Raw genomic sequence first — 15,503 nt, 5'->3', positions numbered from 1 at the left:
CCGGAATGGCACGGAAGGCCGGATGCGGCGGGCCTGATGGCACTTGCCCACGGCAAAAACACTCTCGACCCCGCGCATGGCTCGCCTCTATCACCTATTGCGTAGCCGGCCATTCCTGGCGAGCGGAAAAAAGAAGGCAAGACGAGGACGATGAGCGCACTCTATCTGGGATTGGGCGGGGACGGGCAGCGCCAGGAACTGCGGCTGGACCGGGCCAACCGCCACGGCCTCATTGCGGGCGCGACCGGCACGGGCAAGACGGTCACGCTCCAGACGCTGGCCGAGCAATTCTCCGCACAGGGCGTCCCGGTGTTCCTGGCCGACGTGAAGGGCGACCTGTCGGGCATTTCGATGGCAGGGAGCCCGCTCTTCAAGAACGCCGACAAGCTGGAAGGCCGCGCGCGCGAGATCGGGATCACCGACTATACCTATGCCGACAATCCGGCGGTGTTCTGGGACATCTATGGCAAGCAGGGGCACCCGATCCGCACCACCATCTCGGAGATGGGACCGCTGCTGCTCTCCCGGCTGATGGACCTCAACGACACGCAGGAGGGCGTCCTCCAGATCGTTTTCCGCTTTGCTGATGAGGAGGGGCTACTGCTGCTCGATCTCCCCGACCTGCAGGCGATGCTGGCCTATACGGCGCAGAACGCATCGGAGTTGTCCGCGCGCTATGGCAACGTCACGAAGGCCAGCGTCGGGGCGATCCAGCGCCAGCTCCTCGCGCTGGAGGCGCAGGGGGCGGGCCAGTTCTTTGGCGAACCTGCGCTGGAGATCGAGGATTTCCTGCGGTGTGACGACAAGGGGCGCGGCTTTGTCAATGTACTTGCCGCCGATCAGCTGATGCGCAGCCCCAAGCTCTACGCGACGTTTCTCCTCTGGCTGCTGTCCGAACTGTTCGAGGCGCTGCCCGAGGTGGGCGACCCTGAGAAACCGCGCCTCGTCTTCTTCTTCGACGAGGCGCATCTCCTTTTCGACGATGCCCCCAAGGCGCTGCTCGATACGGTCGAGACGGTGGTGCGCCTGATCCGCTCCAAAGGCGTGGGCGTGTTCTTCGTGACGCAGAACCCGGTGGACATCCCCGAGGACATTGCAGGCCAGCTGGGCAACCGCGTCCAGCACGCGCTGCGCGCCTTCACGGTGCGCGACAAGCGCGCGATCCGGGCAGCGGCAGAAACTTTCCGCATCAACCCCGACCTCGATGTCGAAGCGGCCATCACCGAGCTCAAGGTGGGCGAGGCGCTGGTCTCGACATTGGACGAGGATGGCGCGCCCGGCGTCGTGCAGCGCACGCTCATCGCGCCGCCCCGCTCAAGGCTGGGCCCACTTGAGGCCCGCGAGCGCGCGATCATCCAGTCGGTCAGCCCCTTTGCCGGCAAGTACGACGAGGCGGTGGACCGCGACAGCGCCGAGGAAGTGCTCGCGGCCAAGGCCGCCGATGCGGCGGTGACGGCGCAGGAAGTTGCCGAGAAGGGCGAAGAAGAAGTGCGACGCCGCGAACGCCGCAGTCCCAGCCTGTGGGAGGGCCTTGGCGGCAAGGCCGCGAAGGCGGCGGCGGGAGCCGCGGCGGCGAGCGCGGGCGCGATCCTGGCCCAGAAGCTGCAGGGCAAGACCAGCCGTGCCAACCCCGGTGCCTCGGCGGCGAGCGCGGCGGCTGGGACCTTCGGATCGGCGGTGGAAAAGGCCATCGGCATCCCGGGCATCGGCCGTTTCGCTCGCAACCTCATTGGCGGGCTGATGCGCTAGGTTTCGTAGTTTCGGGAGAAGGCGATGCGGATGTGGATCAGTCGTGCAGGCACCTTGGCAGGGGGTGCACTCCTGGCGCTCGCGCTTTGTGCGTGCAGTCCCGATGCGCCGGAGCCTGCGCCAACGCCGACCACCTACGCAATCGACAAGGCGGACCTCTCCGCGCCTGAGCCTGCCGATATCTGCCGGACCCGCAACGCCGCCTTCCTGCGCGACGTGCTCTTGCAGATCAGCGCGGTCTTGCCTCCCGGCAGTCGCGGCCTCGATTTCCGGCAGTTCCGGGTCGATGAGGCGGACGACAAGGGGACGTGGACGGCCACGGTCGGATTCCAGGTCGCCTTGCCCGGCGAACCTGCGCAGGCGATGCGCGCCGTGGCTTCGTTCGATCCGGAAGACTGCACGACGGGGGGAATGGTCGGTCTCTGAAGCGGGGGAGGCCTTGAAAAGATGAGCCGAAAGATAGGTCCGAGGGCCATCGCCCTCGGGCTCCCCGAACTGTCGACCTCACCTTTCGCGCGCCGTGGTGGCGGATAAAGGTGAGGTTGCCGAGTCTGGGGTCCAAGGGGTGATGACCCCTTGAAGATACCCTTCCTTCTTTACCCCATCGGGATGGTCAGACGCGCGGTCAGGCCTTCGACGCGGCCTTCAGCACCGTACCGGTTGGCGAGGGTCAGCGATCCGCCGTGCTGGTCTGCAATCGCGCGGGCAAGCGCGAGGCCCAGTCCCGCGCCGCCGGTGGCCGAATTGCGCGAGGGGTCGCCGCGGGTGAAGGGGTTCATCATGCTTTCGATGGAATCGTCCGGGATGCCCGGCCCGTCGTCCTCGATCACGATCACGGCCTGCCCGCCGTCCTTGCCGAGCGAGACACGCGCCGTGTGGCCATAGCGCAGGGCGTTGCCGATGAGGTTGCGCAGCGCGCGCCGCAGCCAGGTAGGGCGCAGTTCGAGCGCCATCCGGCAGGTTTCGCCCAGCTCTACCGGCTCGCCCATGTCCTCGTACTCCTCGACCACCGAGACGACGAGGGCGGAGAGTTCGGTGCGTTCGAGCGGGTCGCTCGGGCGTCCGACGCGGGCGAGCGACAGGATGTCGTCGAGGGTGCGCACGATGTCCTCGATGGTGGTCGCCATGCGCGCACGTTCGATGTCGTCCTCGACGCTCTCGATGCGCACACGCAGGGCGGCTAGCGGGGTCTTGAGGTCGTGGCCGATGGCGCCCAGCATCACGTCCTTTTCATCGAGCAGGTCGACGATGCGGGTTTCCATCGCGTTGTGGGCGAGGATCAGGCGCTGCATGTCCTCGGGGCCCGACACGGGGATCTGTCCATCCAGATCACGGGCCACGGCGAAGTCCTCGACCCGGCGGGTGAGGGCTGCGAGTGGTCGGGTCATGCGCCGCAGGATGAAGGTCACCGCCGCCATCAGCACGGCGTAGATGCCCAGCGTCTGGAAGATCAGGGGGTAGAGCAGCAGGTTCATCGCGCGCGGCGAGAGCACGCGGGTGACGAGCCATTGGTCCTGCCCCTCGAGCTGGACGCCGACGACGATCAGGTGATTGCCCAGGATCTCATTCATCTGCTCGCGCGGCATCTCGTGGTGGCGGGCATGGCGCAGGAAGCGTTCGCTGGCGCGCCTGTCGTCGCCGAGACGGCGGTGGACAATGACGATCCGGGCCACCTTGAGCGATTGCTCGCCCAGGATCTGTCCCAGCTTGGCCTCGGCATGGCCGTCGCGCACTTCCTTGCTCAGGTTCGGTGCCGTGCTCGTGGTTTCGAGCGGGAACCCACGTGGGCGCGGGCCACCGAATGGAGCGCTTTCGGGGCGCTCGGCACCGCGCAGCGCTTCGCGTCCGCGGGTCTCCATGACGATGCGGAAGGCCGCCACGTTGAGCATGCCGGTTTCGTAGCTGTCGCGCTGGGCGCTGTAGACGAGGAAAGCGCTCAAGGATTGGACGAAGAGCAGGGCAACCGCCACGGCGAGCAGCATCTGCCCCATCAGGCTGCGGGGAAGGAGGGCTTTCATTCGTCTTCCAGCGCCACCCGCTTGACGTCGGCGGCGAGCATGTAGCCGCCGCCCCAGACGGTCTGGATCAGCTGCGGATTGCGGCTGTCGACCTCGATCTTGCGGCGCAGGCGGCTGACCTGGTTGTCGACCGCACGGTCGAAGAGGTGGGCCTCGCGGCCCTGCACCATGTCGAGCAGGCGATCACGGTCGAGGACCTGGCGGGGATGCTCCAGGAAGGCCATGAGCAGGCGGAACTCGACAGAGGAAATCGCGACGACCGCCCCGTCCGCGTCGGTCAGACGGCGCTTGAGGGGATCGAGCGTCCAGCCTTCGAAGAGGAAAGCCTCGTTCTCGGGGGCGGCAGGCACGCCGCGGGCCGCGCGGCGCAGGACCGAGCGGATGCGGGCGACCAATTCGCGCGGTTCGAAGGGTTTGACGACATAATCGTCCGCGCCGATCTCGAGCCCGACGATGCGGTCGGTCGCCTCGCCGCGCGCGGTGAGGAAGATCACGGGCAGATCTTGCGCCTCGACGAGGTGGCGGCAGAACGAAAGCCCGTCCTCGCCCGGCATCATGATGTCGAGGAGGACGAGATCCGCCTTGTGGTCGCGCAGGAAAGTGCGCGCCTCGGCGGCGCTGCTGGCCTGGGTGACGGTGAACCCCTGGCGCGAGAGGTACTCACCCAGGGGTTCACGCAGGGCCGCTTCGTCGTCGACGAGAAGCAGGCGGACAGGCGCGGTGTCGTTCATATCCATCCTTCGTTCCGCGCCCGCTCGTTACTTGGCCGAGCCTTCGGCCTTACGGGCCTTGAACTGGGCGCGCATCTTTTCGTGCGCCGCCTTGCGCTCTTCGGGGGTGATCTGTCCATCCTTGTTGGCATCGACCATGTCGAAGTGCGTGAGGGCTGCGGCCACCGCTTCCTCGCGGGTGATCGCGCCGTCCTTGTTGGTGTCGGCCATGCGCATCATCATCATGCCGCCGCCGTGGCGCGGGCCATGGTGACCGCGGCGAATGTGGTGCTTGCCGTGACGACCTTCGCCGTCGGCGCGCGGGCCGCGATCTCCACGATCACCCCGGTGGCCACGTTCGGCGCTCATGAATTCGTCCTTCGAGATCGAACCGTCGCCGTTGGTGTCGAGCTTCTCGAACATGGCGGTGCGGCGTGCAGTCTGGCGCGCCTCACGGTCGGCGGCGTCGATCTTGCCGTCCTTGTTGACGTCCATGCGGGTGAACATCGCCTCGGCCGCGGCCTGCGCCTCGGCGCGGGTGACGATGCCGTCCTTGTCGGCGTCCATCATCGCGTGACGGGGGCCGCGCGGCGCATCGCCCTGCTGCGCGTAGGCTGCGCCGCCAAGGGCGAGGCTCGCGGCGGTCAGGCCAAGGGCGATAGTCTTGAAGCGGGTGGTCTTGAACGTGGGGGTCATGTCCGGTCTCTCTTTCCTTTGGTTTCCCAAATGCGAATGGATCGAAAGTCGCGGCGGGTCTGGAAGGGAGGGGGCAACCGCCCTGCCGCGACTTTCTGATAACCGTTCTAGAGGCCGCTTGTCGCGCAAGTTTGCCAGTCAGCCTGTCTTTTGTCGCCAATTGTCTCGGTCTGACAGACCCGTTCACGCAGGCGCAAGAGAGGGAAGGTTCAGGGACGGGGGCGGTGCTGCGTGCCATGCCCCGTGGTGATGAAAAGGGCGGTGGCGAGGCGTGCGATATCGGCGGTGTGCCAGACCCCGGAGGGGATAATGACATAGTCCCCGGCGCAAAGGTCCTCGCAGATATGGGAGCCTTCGGCGCTCTCCCGGATCAACGTCAGTTCTCCGGCAAGGCAGACCACGACCTCATCGCCGCACGGGTGCATCTCCCAGCTGTCCCAGTCGGCATCGAGACAGTGGAGGGCGACGAGCCGGCCGTCCGGCCCATCGGCCTTGGTGCGCCGTGCATAGGCCGCGTACCAGTCCATGGTGCCTGTATAGGCAGGCAGGGCCTCGGCATGGCCTCCCGGCCCCAGGTGAACGGGCGTGCGGCCAAGTTCACGGACAAGCCGGGTCATGACGAGGTCCCTTTCCCAATGCTCACCTGCCGGGAGGGAGGGGCAGGCCGCTCAGAGCGGCGCGCACTGCTCCTCCAGCCAGGTCTTCGCCGCGCCATCCAGTTGCGGGCCGATCAGCTCATTGACGCGGGCGTGGTAGGCATTCCACCAGGCCTTTTCCTCCTCGGTCAGCAAGGCCGTATCGACCAGGCGTTTCTCGATCGGGGCGAAGGTCAGGGTTTCGAAGCCGTAGAACTCGCCTTCCGCGCCCGGGATCGCGCGCGGGACGACGAGCACCAGGTTCTCGATGCGGATGCCGTATTCGCCTGCCTTGTAGTAGCCCGGCTCGTTGGAGAGGATCATTCCCGGCATCAGCGCCTGCTCGGTGCCCGGTTGGCCGCCGCCCGACTTGGCGATGCGCTGGGGGCCTTCATGGACGCCCAGGAAGCTGCCTACCCCGTGCCCGGTGCCATGGGCATAGTCGAGCCCGGCCTGCCACAGCGCGTGGCGCGCGAGGATATCGAGCTGGCTCCCGGCCGTGCCCTTGGGAAAGAGCACGCGGTCAAGCGCGATATGGCCCTTGAGAACGCGGGTGAAGCGCGCCTTCACCTCCGCGCCCGGTTCGCCCGGACCAATCCACACAGTGCGGGTGATGTCGGTGGTGCCTGCCGGGTACTGCCCACCCGAATCGCACAGGAAGACCGAGTTCGGCTCCAGCGTCAGGTTGCTCTCATCCGTCACGGCATAGTGGGGCAGCGCGGCGTGGGGGCCTGCACCCGAGATCGTGTTGAACGAGGTGTCGCGCAGATCACCGCATTCCTGGCGGAATTCCAGCAGTCTGGCCGCGGCCGACAGTTCGGTGACCTCGCCCTTGGGACCTTCGAGCGAGAGCCAGTGGAGGAAGCGCGAGACCGCGGCACCGTCACGCTCCTGCGCGTCGCGGTGGCCTGCTGCTCGACCGGGTTCTTGATCGCCTTGGGCAGGACGACCGGGTCGCGCGCCTCGATCACCGTGGCGCCTGCGTGGTTCAGGGTATGGGCAATCGCGACCACCGCGTTGTCGGGATCGAGCGCGACGCGCTTGCCGGCAAGGCATTCCAAGCCCGCCACAAAGCCGTCGCGCGGGAGGATCGAGACGGCGTTGCCCAGGTGCTGGCGCAGCTGGGGCGTCACCTTCTCCTCGGCAATGAAGAGGTCGGCCGTGCCATCGGCGTGGGCGATGACGTAGGATAGCGCGACAGGGGTGTGCTCGACGTCCGAGCCGCGGATGTTGAGCAGCCAGGCAATCGAATCGAGCGCGGTGACGACGGTCGCATCGAGCCCGCGCTTTACCAGCCCTTCAGCGAGTGTGGCGCGCTTGGCCTCGCTCGACTGTCCGGCAAATTCCTCGGCGTGGACGAGTGCAGGCGCAGGGGAGGGCACGGGCTGGTCTTCCCACACCGCGTCGATGGGATTGCCCTCGACGGCGACGAGCTTGCCGCCTTTCGCGGCGATGGCCGTATCGACGCTGCGCGTCCAGTGTGCGGTGTGCAGCCAGGCGTCGTAGCCGATCACGGCGCCCTCGGGCATGTGCTCGGCGAGCCACTGCGCGTGGCTGGTCTGGGGCACGCTCTCGTAGGCGTAGAAGCGGGCATCGACCTGTTCACGCACCTGGATGGTGTAGCGCCCATCGGTGAACATGGCGGCCGCAGGCGTGCGGGTGGGATCGGTGAGCACGATGGCCGAGCCCGCCGATCCGGCAAAGCCGGTCAGCCAGGGCAGGCGCTGGGCATAGGCGCCCACGTACTCGCTCATGTGCTCATCGCAGATGGGCACGACAAAGCCGTCGAGGCCGCGGCGCTTCAGTTCCTGGCGCAGCGCGTCGAGGCGCGATTCATGGGTGTTCATCAGCATTGTTTTCAAGTCCGGCTTGCGGGAGTCATGGGGCACACATAGATGCAGGGGATGGCAGATTCCACCCAGGCACCCGTTTCGGCCCCCGTCGCGGCCAAGAAGCCCCACTCCTTCACCCACCACGGCATCACGGTCCAGGACGATTACGCCTGGCTGCGCGATCCCGGTTATCCCGAGGTGACCGACGCCGAAGTGCTCGCCCATCTCGAAGCGGAGAACCGCTGGTTCGAGGCGCGCATGGCCCCGCACCAGGCGCGCATCGACGCGCTGTTCAAGGAGATGCGCGCGCGCATCAAGGAAGCCGACACGTCGGTGCCGCAGAAGGACGGCGACTACCTGTACTGGATCGAGTTCGAGGACGGCGCGGAGTACAAGAAGTGGTGGCGCAAGCCCGTCTCGGGCGGCGCGGACGAACTGATCCTCGACGAAGTGGCACTGGCCGAGGGCAAGGAATACTTCCGCCTCGGCGCGCTTTCGGTGAGCGCCAACGGCAAGCTTCTTGCCTACTCGGTCGATGACAACGGTTCGGAGCGCTTCACCGTGCGCATCAAGGACCTTGCGACTGGCGAACTGCTGGCCGACGAGATCCCGGGTACGCTCTCCGCGCTGGTCTGGGTGGCGAAGGACACCGGCCTTGTCTACTCGCTGGCGAACGAGCAGTGGCGCACCGACAACGCGCGCCTGCACTGGCTGGGCACGCCGCTCTCGGACGATGTCGAGATCTACCACGAGGACGACGAGGGCTTCCGCGTCGGCTCCTCGCTCTCGGCCAACGAGAAGTGGCTCATCATCGGCACCAGCGACCACGAGACGAGCGAGGCGCGGCTGGTGCGCGCCGATGATCCGCTGGGCCCGCAGATCCTCGTCAAGGCGCGCGAGAAGGGCGTGGAGTACGACGTTGACGAGCGCAACGACGTCCTCTTCATCCACACCAACGACACGCACGAGAACTTCCGCCTCGCCACCGCCTCGATCGATGCGCCCTCGGCCTGGAACACGCTCATCGAAGGCTCGGACGACTTCTACCTTACCGGCGTTGACCTGTTCCGTGATTTCTTCGTCGTCGAGGGGCGCGAGCGCGGGCTCGACCGTATCGCGGTCCACTATTACGACGATCCGAACCGGATCGAGGCCATCGACTTCCCCGAGGCGAGCTACTCGGCAGGGCTTGGCACCAATCCCGAATGGCACGTCGAGACGCTGCGCCTCTCCTACGAATCGATGGTGAAGCCCGCCTCGGTAATGGACTACGACGTGAAGGCGAAGACGCTCGAAACGCTCAAGGTCCAGGAGATCCCCTCGGGCTACGACGAGGATCTCTACGCCACCGAGCGCCTCGAGATCGCGGCGCGTGACGGCACCCTGATCCCCGTCTCCATCGTCTACCGCAAGGATCGCGAAGGGGCAGGCCCGCTCCATCTCTATGGCTACGGCGCTTACGGCATCTCGATCGATCCGGGCTTCTCGACCTCGCGCCTCAGCCTTGTCGATCGCGGCTTTGCCTTTGCCATCGCGCACATCCGGGGCGGCGATGACATGGGCCGCGCCTGGTACAAGGCGGGCAAGCTGGAGCGGCGCACCAACACCTTCACCGACTTTGTCGACTGCGCGAAGGGCCTGATCGAACGCGGCTACACGCAGGCGGGCAGGATCAGCATCTCGGGCGGCTCGGCGGGCGGCGAACTGATGGGCGCGGTCATCAACTCCGATCCCGATCTGTGGGGCGCGGTCGTCGCGCACGTTCCCTTCGTCGACGTGCTGGCGACGATGCTGGACGAGACGCTGCCGCTCACTCCGGGCGAGTGGCCCGAATGGGGCAATCCCATCACCGACAAGGCGGCTTTCGAGCATATCGCAAGCTACAGCCCCTACGACCGCGTCGCGGCGCAGGCCTATCCGCCGCTGATGGTGACGGCCGGGCTCAACGACCCGCGCGTGACCTATTGGGAACCGGCCAAGTGGGTGGCGCGCCTGCGCGAACTCAAGACCGACACCAACGAATTGATCCTCAAGACCAACATGGGGGCTGGCCACGGCGGCAAGTCGGGCCGCTTCGAGAGCCTGAAGGAAACCGCCGAGGAGTTCGCCTTCATCCTGTGGCAACTGGGCATCGAGGGCTGAGTACGGTGGCCGAGCCGTTCACGCGCAGCTTCGAGGCCACTTCGGAGCACATCGACCAGCTCGGCCACGTCAACAATGTGGTCTGGGTGCAGTGGATGGAGGAGGTCTCCGTCGCTCACTGGGAGACGGTCGCTCCGCCCGAACACCAGGCGGCCTATGTCTGGGTCGTGACCCGGCACGAGATCGACTACCGCGGCAACATCCGCGAGGGCGAACGCGTGACCGCCACGACCTGGATCCCCGATGCGCCCAAGCGCGCGACCTTCGACCGCTGCGTCGCGTTTCGCCGTGAGGGGGACGAGGAGACGGGAAAGGTTCTCGTGCGCGCCCGCACGACCTGGGCCGTGATCGAAGTCGCTTCGGGGCGGCTGGTGCGCATCCCCGAGGATGTGGCCGCGCCTTTCTGGAACGGCTCGCCAACTAGCTGATCAGCCGACCAGTTCCAGGCGCGTGGTCGGGAGGGGCTCGATGCAGACGTTGCTGCGCACGCAGTCGCGCCCATCCGCCTTGGCCGCGTAGAGCAGCTCGTCACAGGCCGTGTAGGCTTCGGTGAACGAAGGGACGTGCCCGCAGGTCGTGTCCAGGCGATAGACCCCCATGCTGGCGGTGACCAGCTTGCGCAGCCCTGGGTGCTCCTTGGCGACCCGGCTGGGAATGGCCTGGCGCAGGCGTTCGGCGCGTTCCAGCGCGCCCTCGCCGCGCAGGAGGAGCAGGAACTCCTCGCCGCCCAGGCGGACCGTCAGGATGTCCTTGTCGCCTGCCAGTGCCTGCCCCACGGCTCTCAGAACCTCGTCCCCGGCGGCGTGGCCGTGGGTGTCGTTGATCGCCTTGAAGTGGTCGATGTCGAGCGCGGCCATGGTGTGGAAACCGGTGCGCAAGAGCGTGTCGAACTTTTCCTCGATCGCGCGGCGGTTGAAGAGGCCGGTGAGCGGATCGTGCAGCGCAAGGTTGGCCTGGAAGCGCGCTTCGGCCAGGGCATGGTCGCGCTGCAGGCGGATGGTCATGATCCGTTCGGCGACGCCGAGTGTCGTGACCGCGACCTCGAAGGCAATCGCGAAGTGCTGCTCGACCATCATGCCCAGCGGTGCGTCGGTCAGCCCCAGGATCGAGAGATTGCGCGCGATGCCCAGCAGCATGAGCGGGGTCCAGCCCACGATCTGGAACCAGACGAGGCGGCTGCCGCGCAGCGCCGAGAGAACGATCGTGGCCAGCAGGGTGGCGATGATCGGCAGGAACGACATGTAGTAGAGCGGCGCGACCGAGGGCAGCAGCACCCCATCGGCGAGGAAGTAGTACGCGCTCCAGAACAGGAACCACGGGCACAGCAGTTCGACGGCAAGGCGCTGGCGCGCGGTCAGCGTCTCGGGCTCGATCAGGTCGATGAAGAAGCGCAGCGTGGCGATGACCATGAACGCCCAGCTCAAGGTCGAGAGCAGGCACAGTTCCGTGACCGAGAGACGCACGAAGCGGTTGATGAGGCCGCTGCTGACAAGCGTCTGGGTGAGCATCGCCAGGACGGCCGCCGCGTGCCAGAGGATGAAGCGCTGGCGCAGGATCCGGAAGAACACGAAGTTCAGGATCAGCGGCATCAGCATCAAACCGCAGAGCGCGGCCAGGATCAGTTGCCGGTTGCCAACCGCCATGGGCGAGGCGCGCGCGCCGACTTCGGCGTCCGAGAGAAGCCCGATGTGGCGCGGCCCCGTCACCTTGAGAACGTAGGCATCCACCGGACCATCAAGGCGCGGCAGTGCGGTGTACATCCGCCAGCGCGTGGTGGAGAAGCGCAGGTCATCCGACCGGATGTCGCGCGTGACGGATCGACCGTCGGAGCCGATCGCGGTGATCGTCATGCTGCGGTAGCGCGTGAGGCGGGTGGTCAGGACGGCATCTGCTGGCAGGTCGCGCCCCCGTACGTCGATGCGTACGTAGCTTGCCTTGGTTCCGCTGACCTTCCAGTCCGAAGGGCCGCAGGTCCAGGCCTCGCGGGTGCGGGCAAGATTCGCGGAGGACGTTTCGGACGGCGCCAGCGTATGGCACCGTGATCCGACAGGGAAGTCATTGGCAGCCTTGGCGAATCCCGGAATCAGTCCCGCCAGCGCGATCAGAAGACAGAACAGGAAAGGCCGGGCCCACGGAAACATGCGATGTTTCCTGGACCCGGCCTCTTCAAGATAAGGTTAATATGGTTAGAATTGAACGCTAGGCGAGAAGCTCCGAGACGGGCGTGTAATCGTAGCCCAGTTCGGTGGCGACGGCCTTGTAGGTGACCTTGCCGGCATGGACGTTGAGGCCCTCGGCAAGGTGCGGATCGCGGGCCAGCGCGCCCTTCCAGCCCAGGTTCGCGATAGCCAGCGCATGGGGCAGGGTCACGTTGTTGAGCGCGTAGGTGCTGGTGCGCGAGACAGCGCCGGGCATGTTGGCAACGCAGTAGTGGACGATGCCGTCGACCATGTAGGTCGGATCGTCATGCGTGGTCGCGTGGCTGGTCTCGAAGCAGCCGCCCTGGTCGATGGCGACATCGACGAGGACCGCGCCCTTCTTCATCGTGCCCAGCATTTCGCGGGTGACGAGCTTGGGCGCGGCGGCGCCCGGGATCAGCACCGCGCCAATGACGAGGTCGGCATCGGCCACGCTCTCGGCCAGGTTGGCAAGGCTCGAGAAGCGCGTCTTGGCGCGCGCCTCGAAGTAGTTGCCGAGGCGTTCGAGCACTTCGGGGTTGCGGTCGAGGATGGTCACGTCCGCGCCAAGCCCCGCGGCCATCTGCGCGGCGTTGAAGCCGACCACGCCGCCGCCGATGACGGCAACCTTGCCCGGCATCACGCCCGGAACGCCGCCCAGCAGCACGCCGCGGCCACCCTGGGCCTTCTGGAGCGCGGTGGCCCCCGCCTGAATCGACATGCGGCCGGCAACCTGGCTCATCGGCTTCAGGAGCGGCAGCGCGCCGTTCGGGCCGGTGACGGTCTCGTAGGCAATGGCCGTGACGCCCGACTTCAGCAGGTCTTCGGTCTGGGCGGGATCGGGCGCGAGGTGGAGGTAGGTGTAGAGGATCTGGCCCTCACGCAGCATGGCGCGTTCCGGGGCGAGCGGCTCCTTCACCTTCACGATCATGTCGCATCCCGCGAACACCTCTTCGGCGGTCGCGATGACCTTGGCGCCGAGCGCGCTGTACTGCTCGTCGCTCGCGCCGATGCCGAGGCCCGCACCGCTCTGGACCCAGACCTCGTGGCCGTTGGCGACGAGTTCGCTGGCGCTCTCGGGGGTCAGGCCGACCCGGTATTCGTGGTTCTTGATTTCCGTGACGGTACCGACGCGCATGCGCAAACTCCCTGATCCGTGCCTGGAGAAGGTCCAGACGCCTGATGGAATCAGCCTACAGGTGGGCCGCCGCAAAGTTTTACCTCATTTGCCCTTGCGATGGGCTGAAGTTCGAATAATTTCGCTTTCAAATATCAATGTGTGGGAAAAATTTTCATGGATCGAACCGACCGAGCCTTGTTGAAGGCGCTGCAGGCCGATTCCTCGCGTTCGATTGCCCAGCTGGCCGAGGAAGTTCACCTTTCCGCCTCGGCCTGCCACCGCCGCATTCGCGCGCTGGAGGAACAGGGACTGATCGCGGGCTACGTGGCGCGGCTCGATGCGCGCCGGATCGGGCTGCCGGTCGAGGTCTTCGTCGAGATCGCGCTCACCAGCCAGAGCAGCGAGGCGATGGACCGCTTCGAGCGTTCGGTGCGCGATTTTGACGACATCCTCGAATGCCACCTGATGAGCGGGGGCGCGGACTACCAGCTGCGCGTCGCGGCGGCCGATCTCGACCACTACGAGACGATCCACCGCGATTGCCTGTCGCGCCTGCCGGGGGTATCCTCGATGAAGACCAGTTTCTCGCTGCGCCGGGTGAAGCGCTTTGCCGGCTACTCGGTGCCCTGAGGTGCCTCGCCGCCGCGCCCGAGGTGGAGCGGCTCAGTGATGATGCGGTCGTGCGCCACACGCAGGTCACGCGCCTCGTGCTGGAGCGAGAGGCGCTCCTTGTCCATCCTGCGGTAGGTGCCCTCGGCGCGGTCGATGTCGTCGACCGAAAGGCCCAGGCCATCGAGGATCGCGCGCGAAAGCGTGACGGCCGATCCCAGGACCTCGCGCACGATGAAGCGCGCGGGGCTGTCCTTGAGCTTGAGAAGCGAGCGGCGGTCATACACGCGTGCGTAGATCGCGGCTTGCGGGAAGGCGGTCTGGACCGCGCGCAGGAACCCATCGTCGAGCTGCTCGCCGTCGATGCAGAAGGCGATGATCTGGGCGTCCGAACAGCCCGCCTGGCGCAGGAGGTCAAGCCGGCGCCCATCGCCGAAGTAGACCTTGGCGCCGAAGCGCTGGGCGACGTCGATCATATCGATGTCGGTGTCGATGAGGGTGACGGCGATGTCGGCGGCATTCAGGATCTGCGCGACGGTCTGACCAAAGCGCCCGTAGCCCACGATGATTGCGCTTGCCCCGTCCGCGCGCGGGCCTTCGCGCTCTTCTCCAGCGCGCCCTTGCGGGGCCTCGCGGAAGCGGCGGGTGGCCATCATCAGGAACGGGGTGGCGACCATCGAGAGGGTGACAATGGCGCCGAACAGGCTGGCCGCTTGGCCTTCGATCAGCATGGCCTCGCTGGCCTGTGCGAAGAGGACAAAGCCGAATTCGCCGCCCTGGCTGAGCAGGAATCCCAGCGCGAGCGCGCTGCGCCACTTCATCTTGAAGGCAAGGCCAAGGGCAAAGATGATGGCGGCCTTCGCGGCAATGAGGGCCAGCGCCATCGAGACCACGAAGAGCGGACGCTCGGCAATGGCCGAAAGGTCGAGCATCATGCCGACCGCCATGAAGAACAGGCCCAGAAGGAGCGAGCGGAACGGCTCGACGTCGGCTTCGAGTTCGTGGCGGTAGGGCGAGTCGGCGAGCATGACACCCGCGATGAAGGCGCCGAGCGCGGTCGAGAGGCCAAGCGCCTGCATCAGCGCGGCCGAGGCGATGACCGTGAAGAGCGCGGCAAAGACGAACATCTCGCGCTCGCCCAGGTTGCCGATGAGGCGGAACAGGGGACGGATCACGAAGCGCCCGGCGGCAACGAGGCCGACGATGGCCAGGACGGTCATGACCGCAAGCTGCCAACCAGGAGGGCCTTCGGGCAGGTCCGGGTTGCGGTTCATCGCCGCAATGATCGTGATGAGGGGGATGATCGAGAGATCCTGGAAGAGCAGGATCGCGAAGGCACGCTCGCCGAAGGGGCTGTTGAGGCGGCCTGCGCTTTGCAGCATGGGCAGGACCTGCGCGGTCGAGGACAGGCCGAGCGGCAGGCCCAGCGCGAGCGAGGCCTGAACGGTGAACGGCGTGAAGCTGTAGATGATCGCCGAGATGGCAAGCCCGCACAGCGCGACTTGCAGGAAGCCCAGCCCGAAGATCTCGCTGCGCATGCGCCACAGGCGGCGCGGCGCCAGTTCGAGGCCGACGATGAAGAGCAGAAGCGTGATGCCCAGTTCGGCAAAGTCGATCTTGCCTTGCGCGTCCCCGATCAGGCCGAGTGCATAGGGCCCCAGGATTGCACCTGCGAGCAGATAGCCCAGTGTCGCGCCCAGCCCCAGGCGGCGGAACAGCAGCACGAAGACAAGGGCGGTTCCCAGGAGGAAGAACCCTTCCTGGAGCAGGAACGCCTGGCCATGCTCTTCCATTGGATCTTTCCTCGTCGTGTCG

General features: G+C 66.6%; 12 protein-coding genes and 1 pseudogene. 5 read left to right on the top strand and 8 right to left on the bottom strand.

Annotation, left to right across the window (positions count from 1 at the left end; translation table 11 throughout):
• The first annotated feature begins 150 nt into the window (after window positions 1-150).
• Together MBENS4_RS04455 and MBENS4_RS04450 are read left to right on the top strand one after the other, a co-directional pair.
• The gene (locus MBENS4_RS04455; protein WP_039389051.1) at window positions 151-1,749 is read left to right on the top strand and encodes a helicase HerA-like domain-containing protein; all 1,599 of its coding nucleotides are present in this window, start codon (window positions 151-153) and stop codon (window positions 1,747-1,749) included.
• Between the two features lie 30 nt (window positions 1,750-1,779).
• Window positions 1,780-2,175 (top strand): hypothetical protein, encoded by a 396-nt coding sequence (locus tag MBENS4_RS04450; protein WP_052321991.1) that lies wholly within the window; start codon window positions 1,780-1,782, stop codon window positions 2,173-2,175.
• Between the two features lie 170 nt (window positions 2,176-2,345).
• Here the strand turns inward: MBENS4_RS04450 and MBENS4_RS04445 are convergent, their stop codons facing one another.
• From MBENS4_RS04445 to MBENS4_RS04425, 5 genes and pseudogenes are all read right to left on the bottom strand, one after another.
• Window positions 2,346-3,767 carry an ATP-binding protein gene (locus tag MBENS4_RS04445; protein WP_039389047.1) on the bottom strand — a complete coding sequence of 474 codons (1,422 nt, stop codon included), beginning with the start codon at window positions 3,765-3,767 and terminating at the stop codon, window positions 2,346-2,348.
• The gene (locus tag MBENS4_RS04440; RefSeq protein WP_039389045.1) at window positions 3,764-4,498 is read right to left on the bottom strand and encodes a response regulator; all 735 of its coding nucleotides are present in this window, start codon (window positions 4,496-4,498) and stop codon (window positions 3,764-3,766) included. Before MBENS4_RS04440 ends, MBENS4_RS04445 begins: the two co-directional genes overlap by 4 nt.
• A 27-nt stretch (window positions 4,499-4,525) precedes the next feature.
• The gene (locus MBENS4_RS04435) at window positions 4,526-5,173 is read right to left on the bottom strand and encodes an EF-hand domain-containing protein (protein ID WP_039389044.1); all 648 of its coding nucleotides are present in this window, start codon (window positions 5,171-5,173) and stop codon (window positions 4,526-4,528) included.
• Window positions 5,174-5,382: 209 nt separating this feature from the next.
• Entirely contained in the window at window positions 5,383-5,790 is a 408-nt protein-coding gene (locus tag MBENS4_RS04430) for a cupin domain-containing protein (RefSeq protein ID WP_039389043.1), read from the bottom strand.
• A 51-nt stretch (window positions 5,791-5,841) separates the two neighbouring features.
• Window positions 5,842-7,661 (bottom strand): annotated as a pseudogene (locus MBENS4_RS04425) (aminopeptidase P family protein).
• A 51-nt stretch (window positions 7,662-7,712) separates the two neighbouring features.
• Here MBENS4_RS04425 and MBENS4_RS04420 point away from each other — a divergent pair.
• Both MBENS4_RS04420 and MBENS4_RS04415 read left to right on the top strand, forming a co-directional pair.
• Window positions 7,713-9,782: a S9 family peptidase gene (locus MBENS4_RS04420; protein ID WP_039391729.1), complete on the top strand. Its 2,070-nt coding sequence runs from the start codon at window positions 7,713-7,715 to the stop codon at window positions 9,780-9,782.
• Window positions 9,783-9,787: 5 nt separating this feature from the next.
• Window positions 9,788-10,210 (top strand): acyl-CoA thioesterase, encoded by a 423-nt coding sequence (locus tag MBENS4_RS04415; protein ID WP_039389041.1) that lies wholly within the window; start codon window positions 9,788-9,790, stop codon window positions 10,208-10,210.
• On the opposite strand, the gene MBENS4_RS26395 is transcribed toward MBENS4_RS04415, so the two are convergent.
• Both MBENS4_RS26395 and ald read right to left on the bottom strand, forming a co-directional pair.
• Window positions 10,211-11,923, bottom strand: coding sequence for a sensor domain-containing diguanylate cyclase (locus tag MBENS4_RS26395; protein ID WP_039389038.1), 1,713 nt, complete (start codon window positions 11,921-11,923; stop codon window positions 10,211-10,213).
• Between the two features lie 58 nt (window positions 11,924-11,981).
• Complete coding sequence (gene ald, locus MBENS4_RS04405; protein WP_039389037.1) at window positions 11,982-13,097, bottom strand: alanine dehydrogenase; 1,116 nt, start codon at window positions 13,095-13,097, stop codon at window positions 11,982-11,984.
• 156 nt (window positions 13,098-13,253) lie between these two features.
• Between ald and MBENS4_RS04400 the strand changes: the two genes are divergently transcribed.
• Window positions 13,254-13,709, top strand: a complete 456-nt coding sequence (locus MBENS4_RS04400) for an Lrp/AsnC family transcriptional regulator (RefSeq protein WP_039389035.1) — start codon at window positions 13,254-13,256, stop codon at window positions 13,707-13,709.
• Here the strand turns inward: MBENS4_RS04400 and MBENS4_RS04395 are convergent.
• Window positions 13,694-15,481: a cation:proton antiporter domain-containing protein gene (locus MBENS4_RS04395; RefSeq protein WP_039389032.1), complete on the bottom strand. Its 1,788-nt coding sequence runs from the start codon at window positions 15,479-15,481 to the stop codon at window positions 13,694-13,696. The genes MBENS4_RS04400 and MBENS4_RS04395 overlap by 16 nt on opposite strands.
• Between the last annotated feature and the right edge of the window lie 22 nt (window positions 15,482-15,503).

The organism is Novosphingobium sp. MBES04 (assembly GCF_000813185.1).
Classification (GTDB): Bacteria; Pseudomonadota; Alphaproteobacteria; order Sphingomonadales; family Sphingomonadaceae; genus Novosphingobium; species Novosphingobium decolorationis.
The sequence above is the reverse complement of the archived record's forward strand: the minus strand, read 5'-3'. Positions and strand labels throughout refer to the sequence as shown.

Coding starts and splice junctions, on each gene's coding strand:
- MBENS4_RS04455 (WP_039389051.1), top strand. CDS start 151: ATGAGCGCACTCTATCTGGGATTGGGCGGGGACGGGCAGCGCCAGGAA.
- MBENS4_RS04450 (WP_052321991.1), top strand. CDS start 1,780: ATGTGGATCAGTCGTGCAGGCACCTTGGCAGGGGGTGCACTCCTGGCG.
- MBENS4_RS04445 (WP_039389047.1), bottom strand. CDS start 3,767: ATGAAAGCCCTCCTTCCCCGCAGCCTGATGGGGCAGATGCTGCTCGCC.
- MBENS4_RS04440 (WP_039389045.1), bottom strand. CDS start 4,498: ATGAACGACACCGCGCCTGTCCGCCTGCTTCTCGTCGACGACGAAGCG.
- MBENS4_RS04435 (WP_039389044.1), bottom strand. CDS start 5,173: ATGACCCCCACGTTCAAGACCACCCGCTTCAAGACTATCGCCCTTGGC.
- MBENS4_RS04430 (WP_039389043.1), bottom strand. CDS start 5,790: ATGACCCGGCTTGTCCGTGAACTTGGCCGCACGCCCGTTCACCTGGGG.
- MBENS4_RS04420 (WP_039391729.1), top strand. CDS start 7,713: ATGGCAGATTCCACCCAGGCACCCGTTTCGGCCCCCGTCGCGGCCAAG.
- MBENS4_RS26395 (WP_039389038.1), bottom strand. CDS start 11,923: ATGTTTCCGTGGGCCCGGCCTTTCCTGTTCTGTCTTCTGATCGCGCTG.
- ald (WP_039389037.1), bottom strand. CDS start 13,097: ATGCGCGTCGGTACCGTCACGGAAATCAAGAACCACGAATACCGGGTC.
- MBENS4_RS04400 (WP_039389035.1), top strand. CDS start 13,254: ATGGATCGAACCGACCGAGCCTTGTTGAAGGCGCTGCAGGCCGATTCC.
- MBENS4_RS04395 (WP_039389032.1), bottom strand. CDS start 15,481: ATGGAAGAGCATGGCCAGGCGTTCCTGCTCCAGGAAGGGTTCTTCCTC.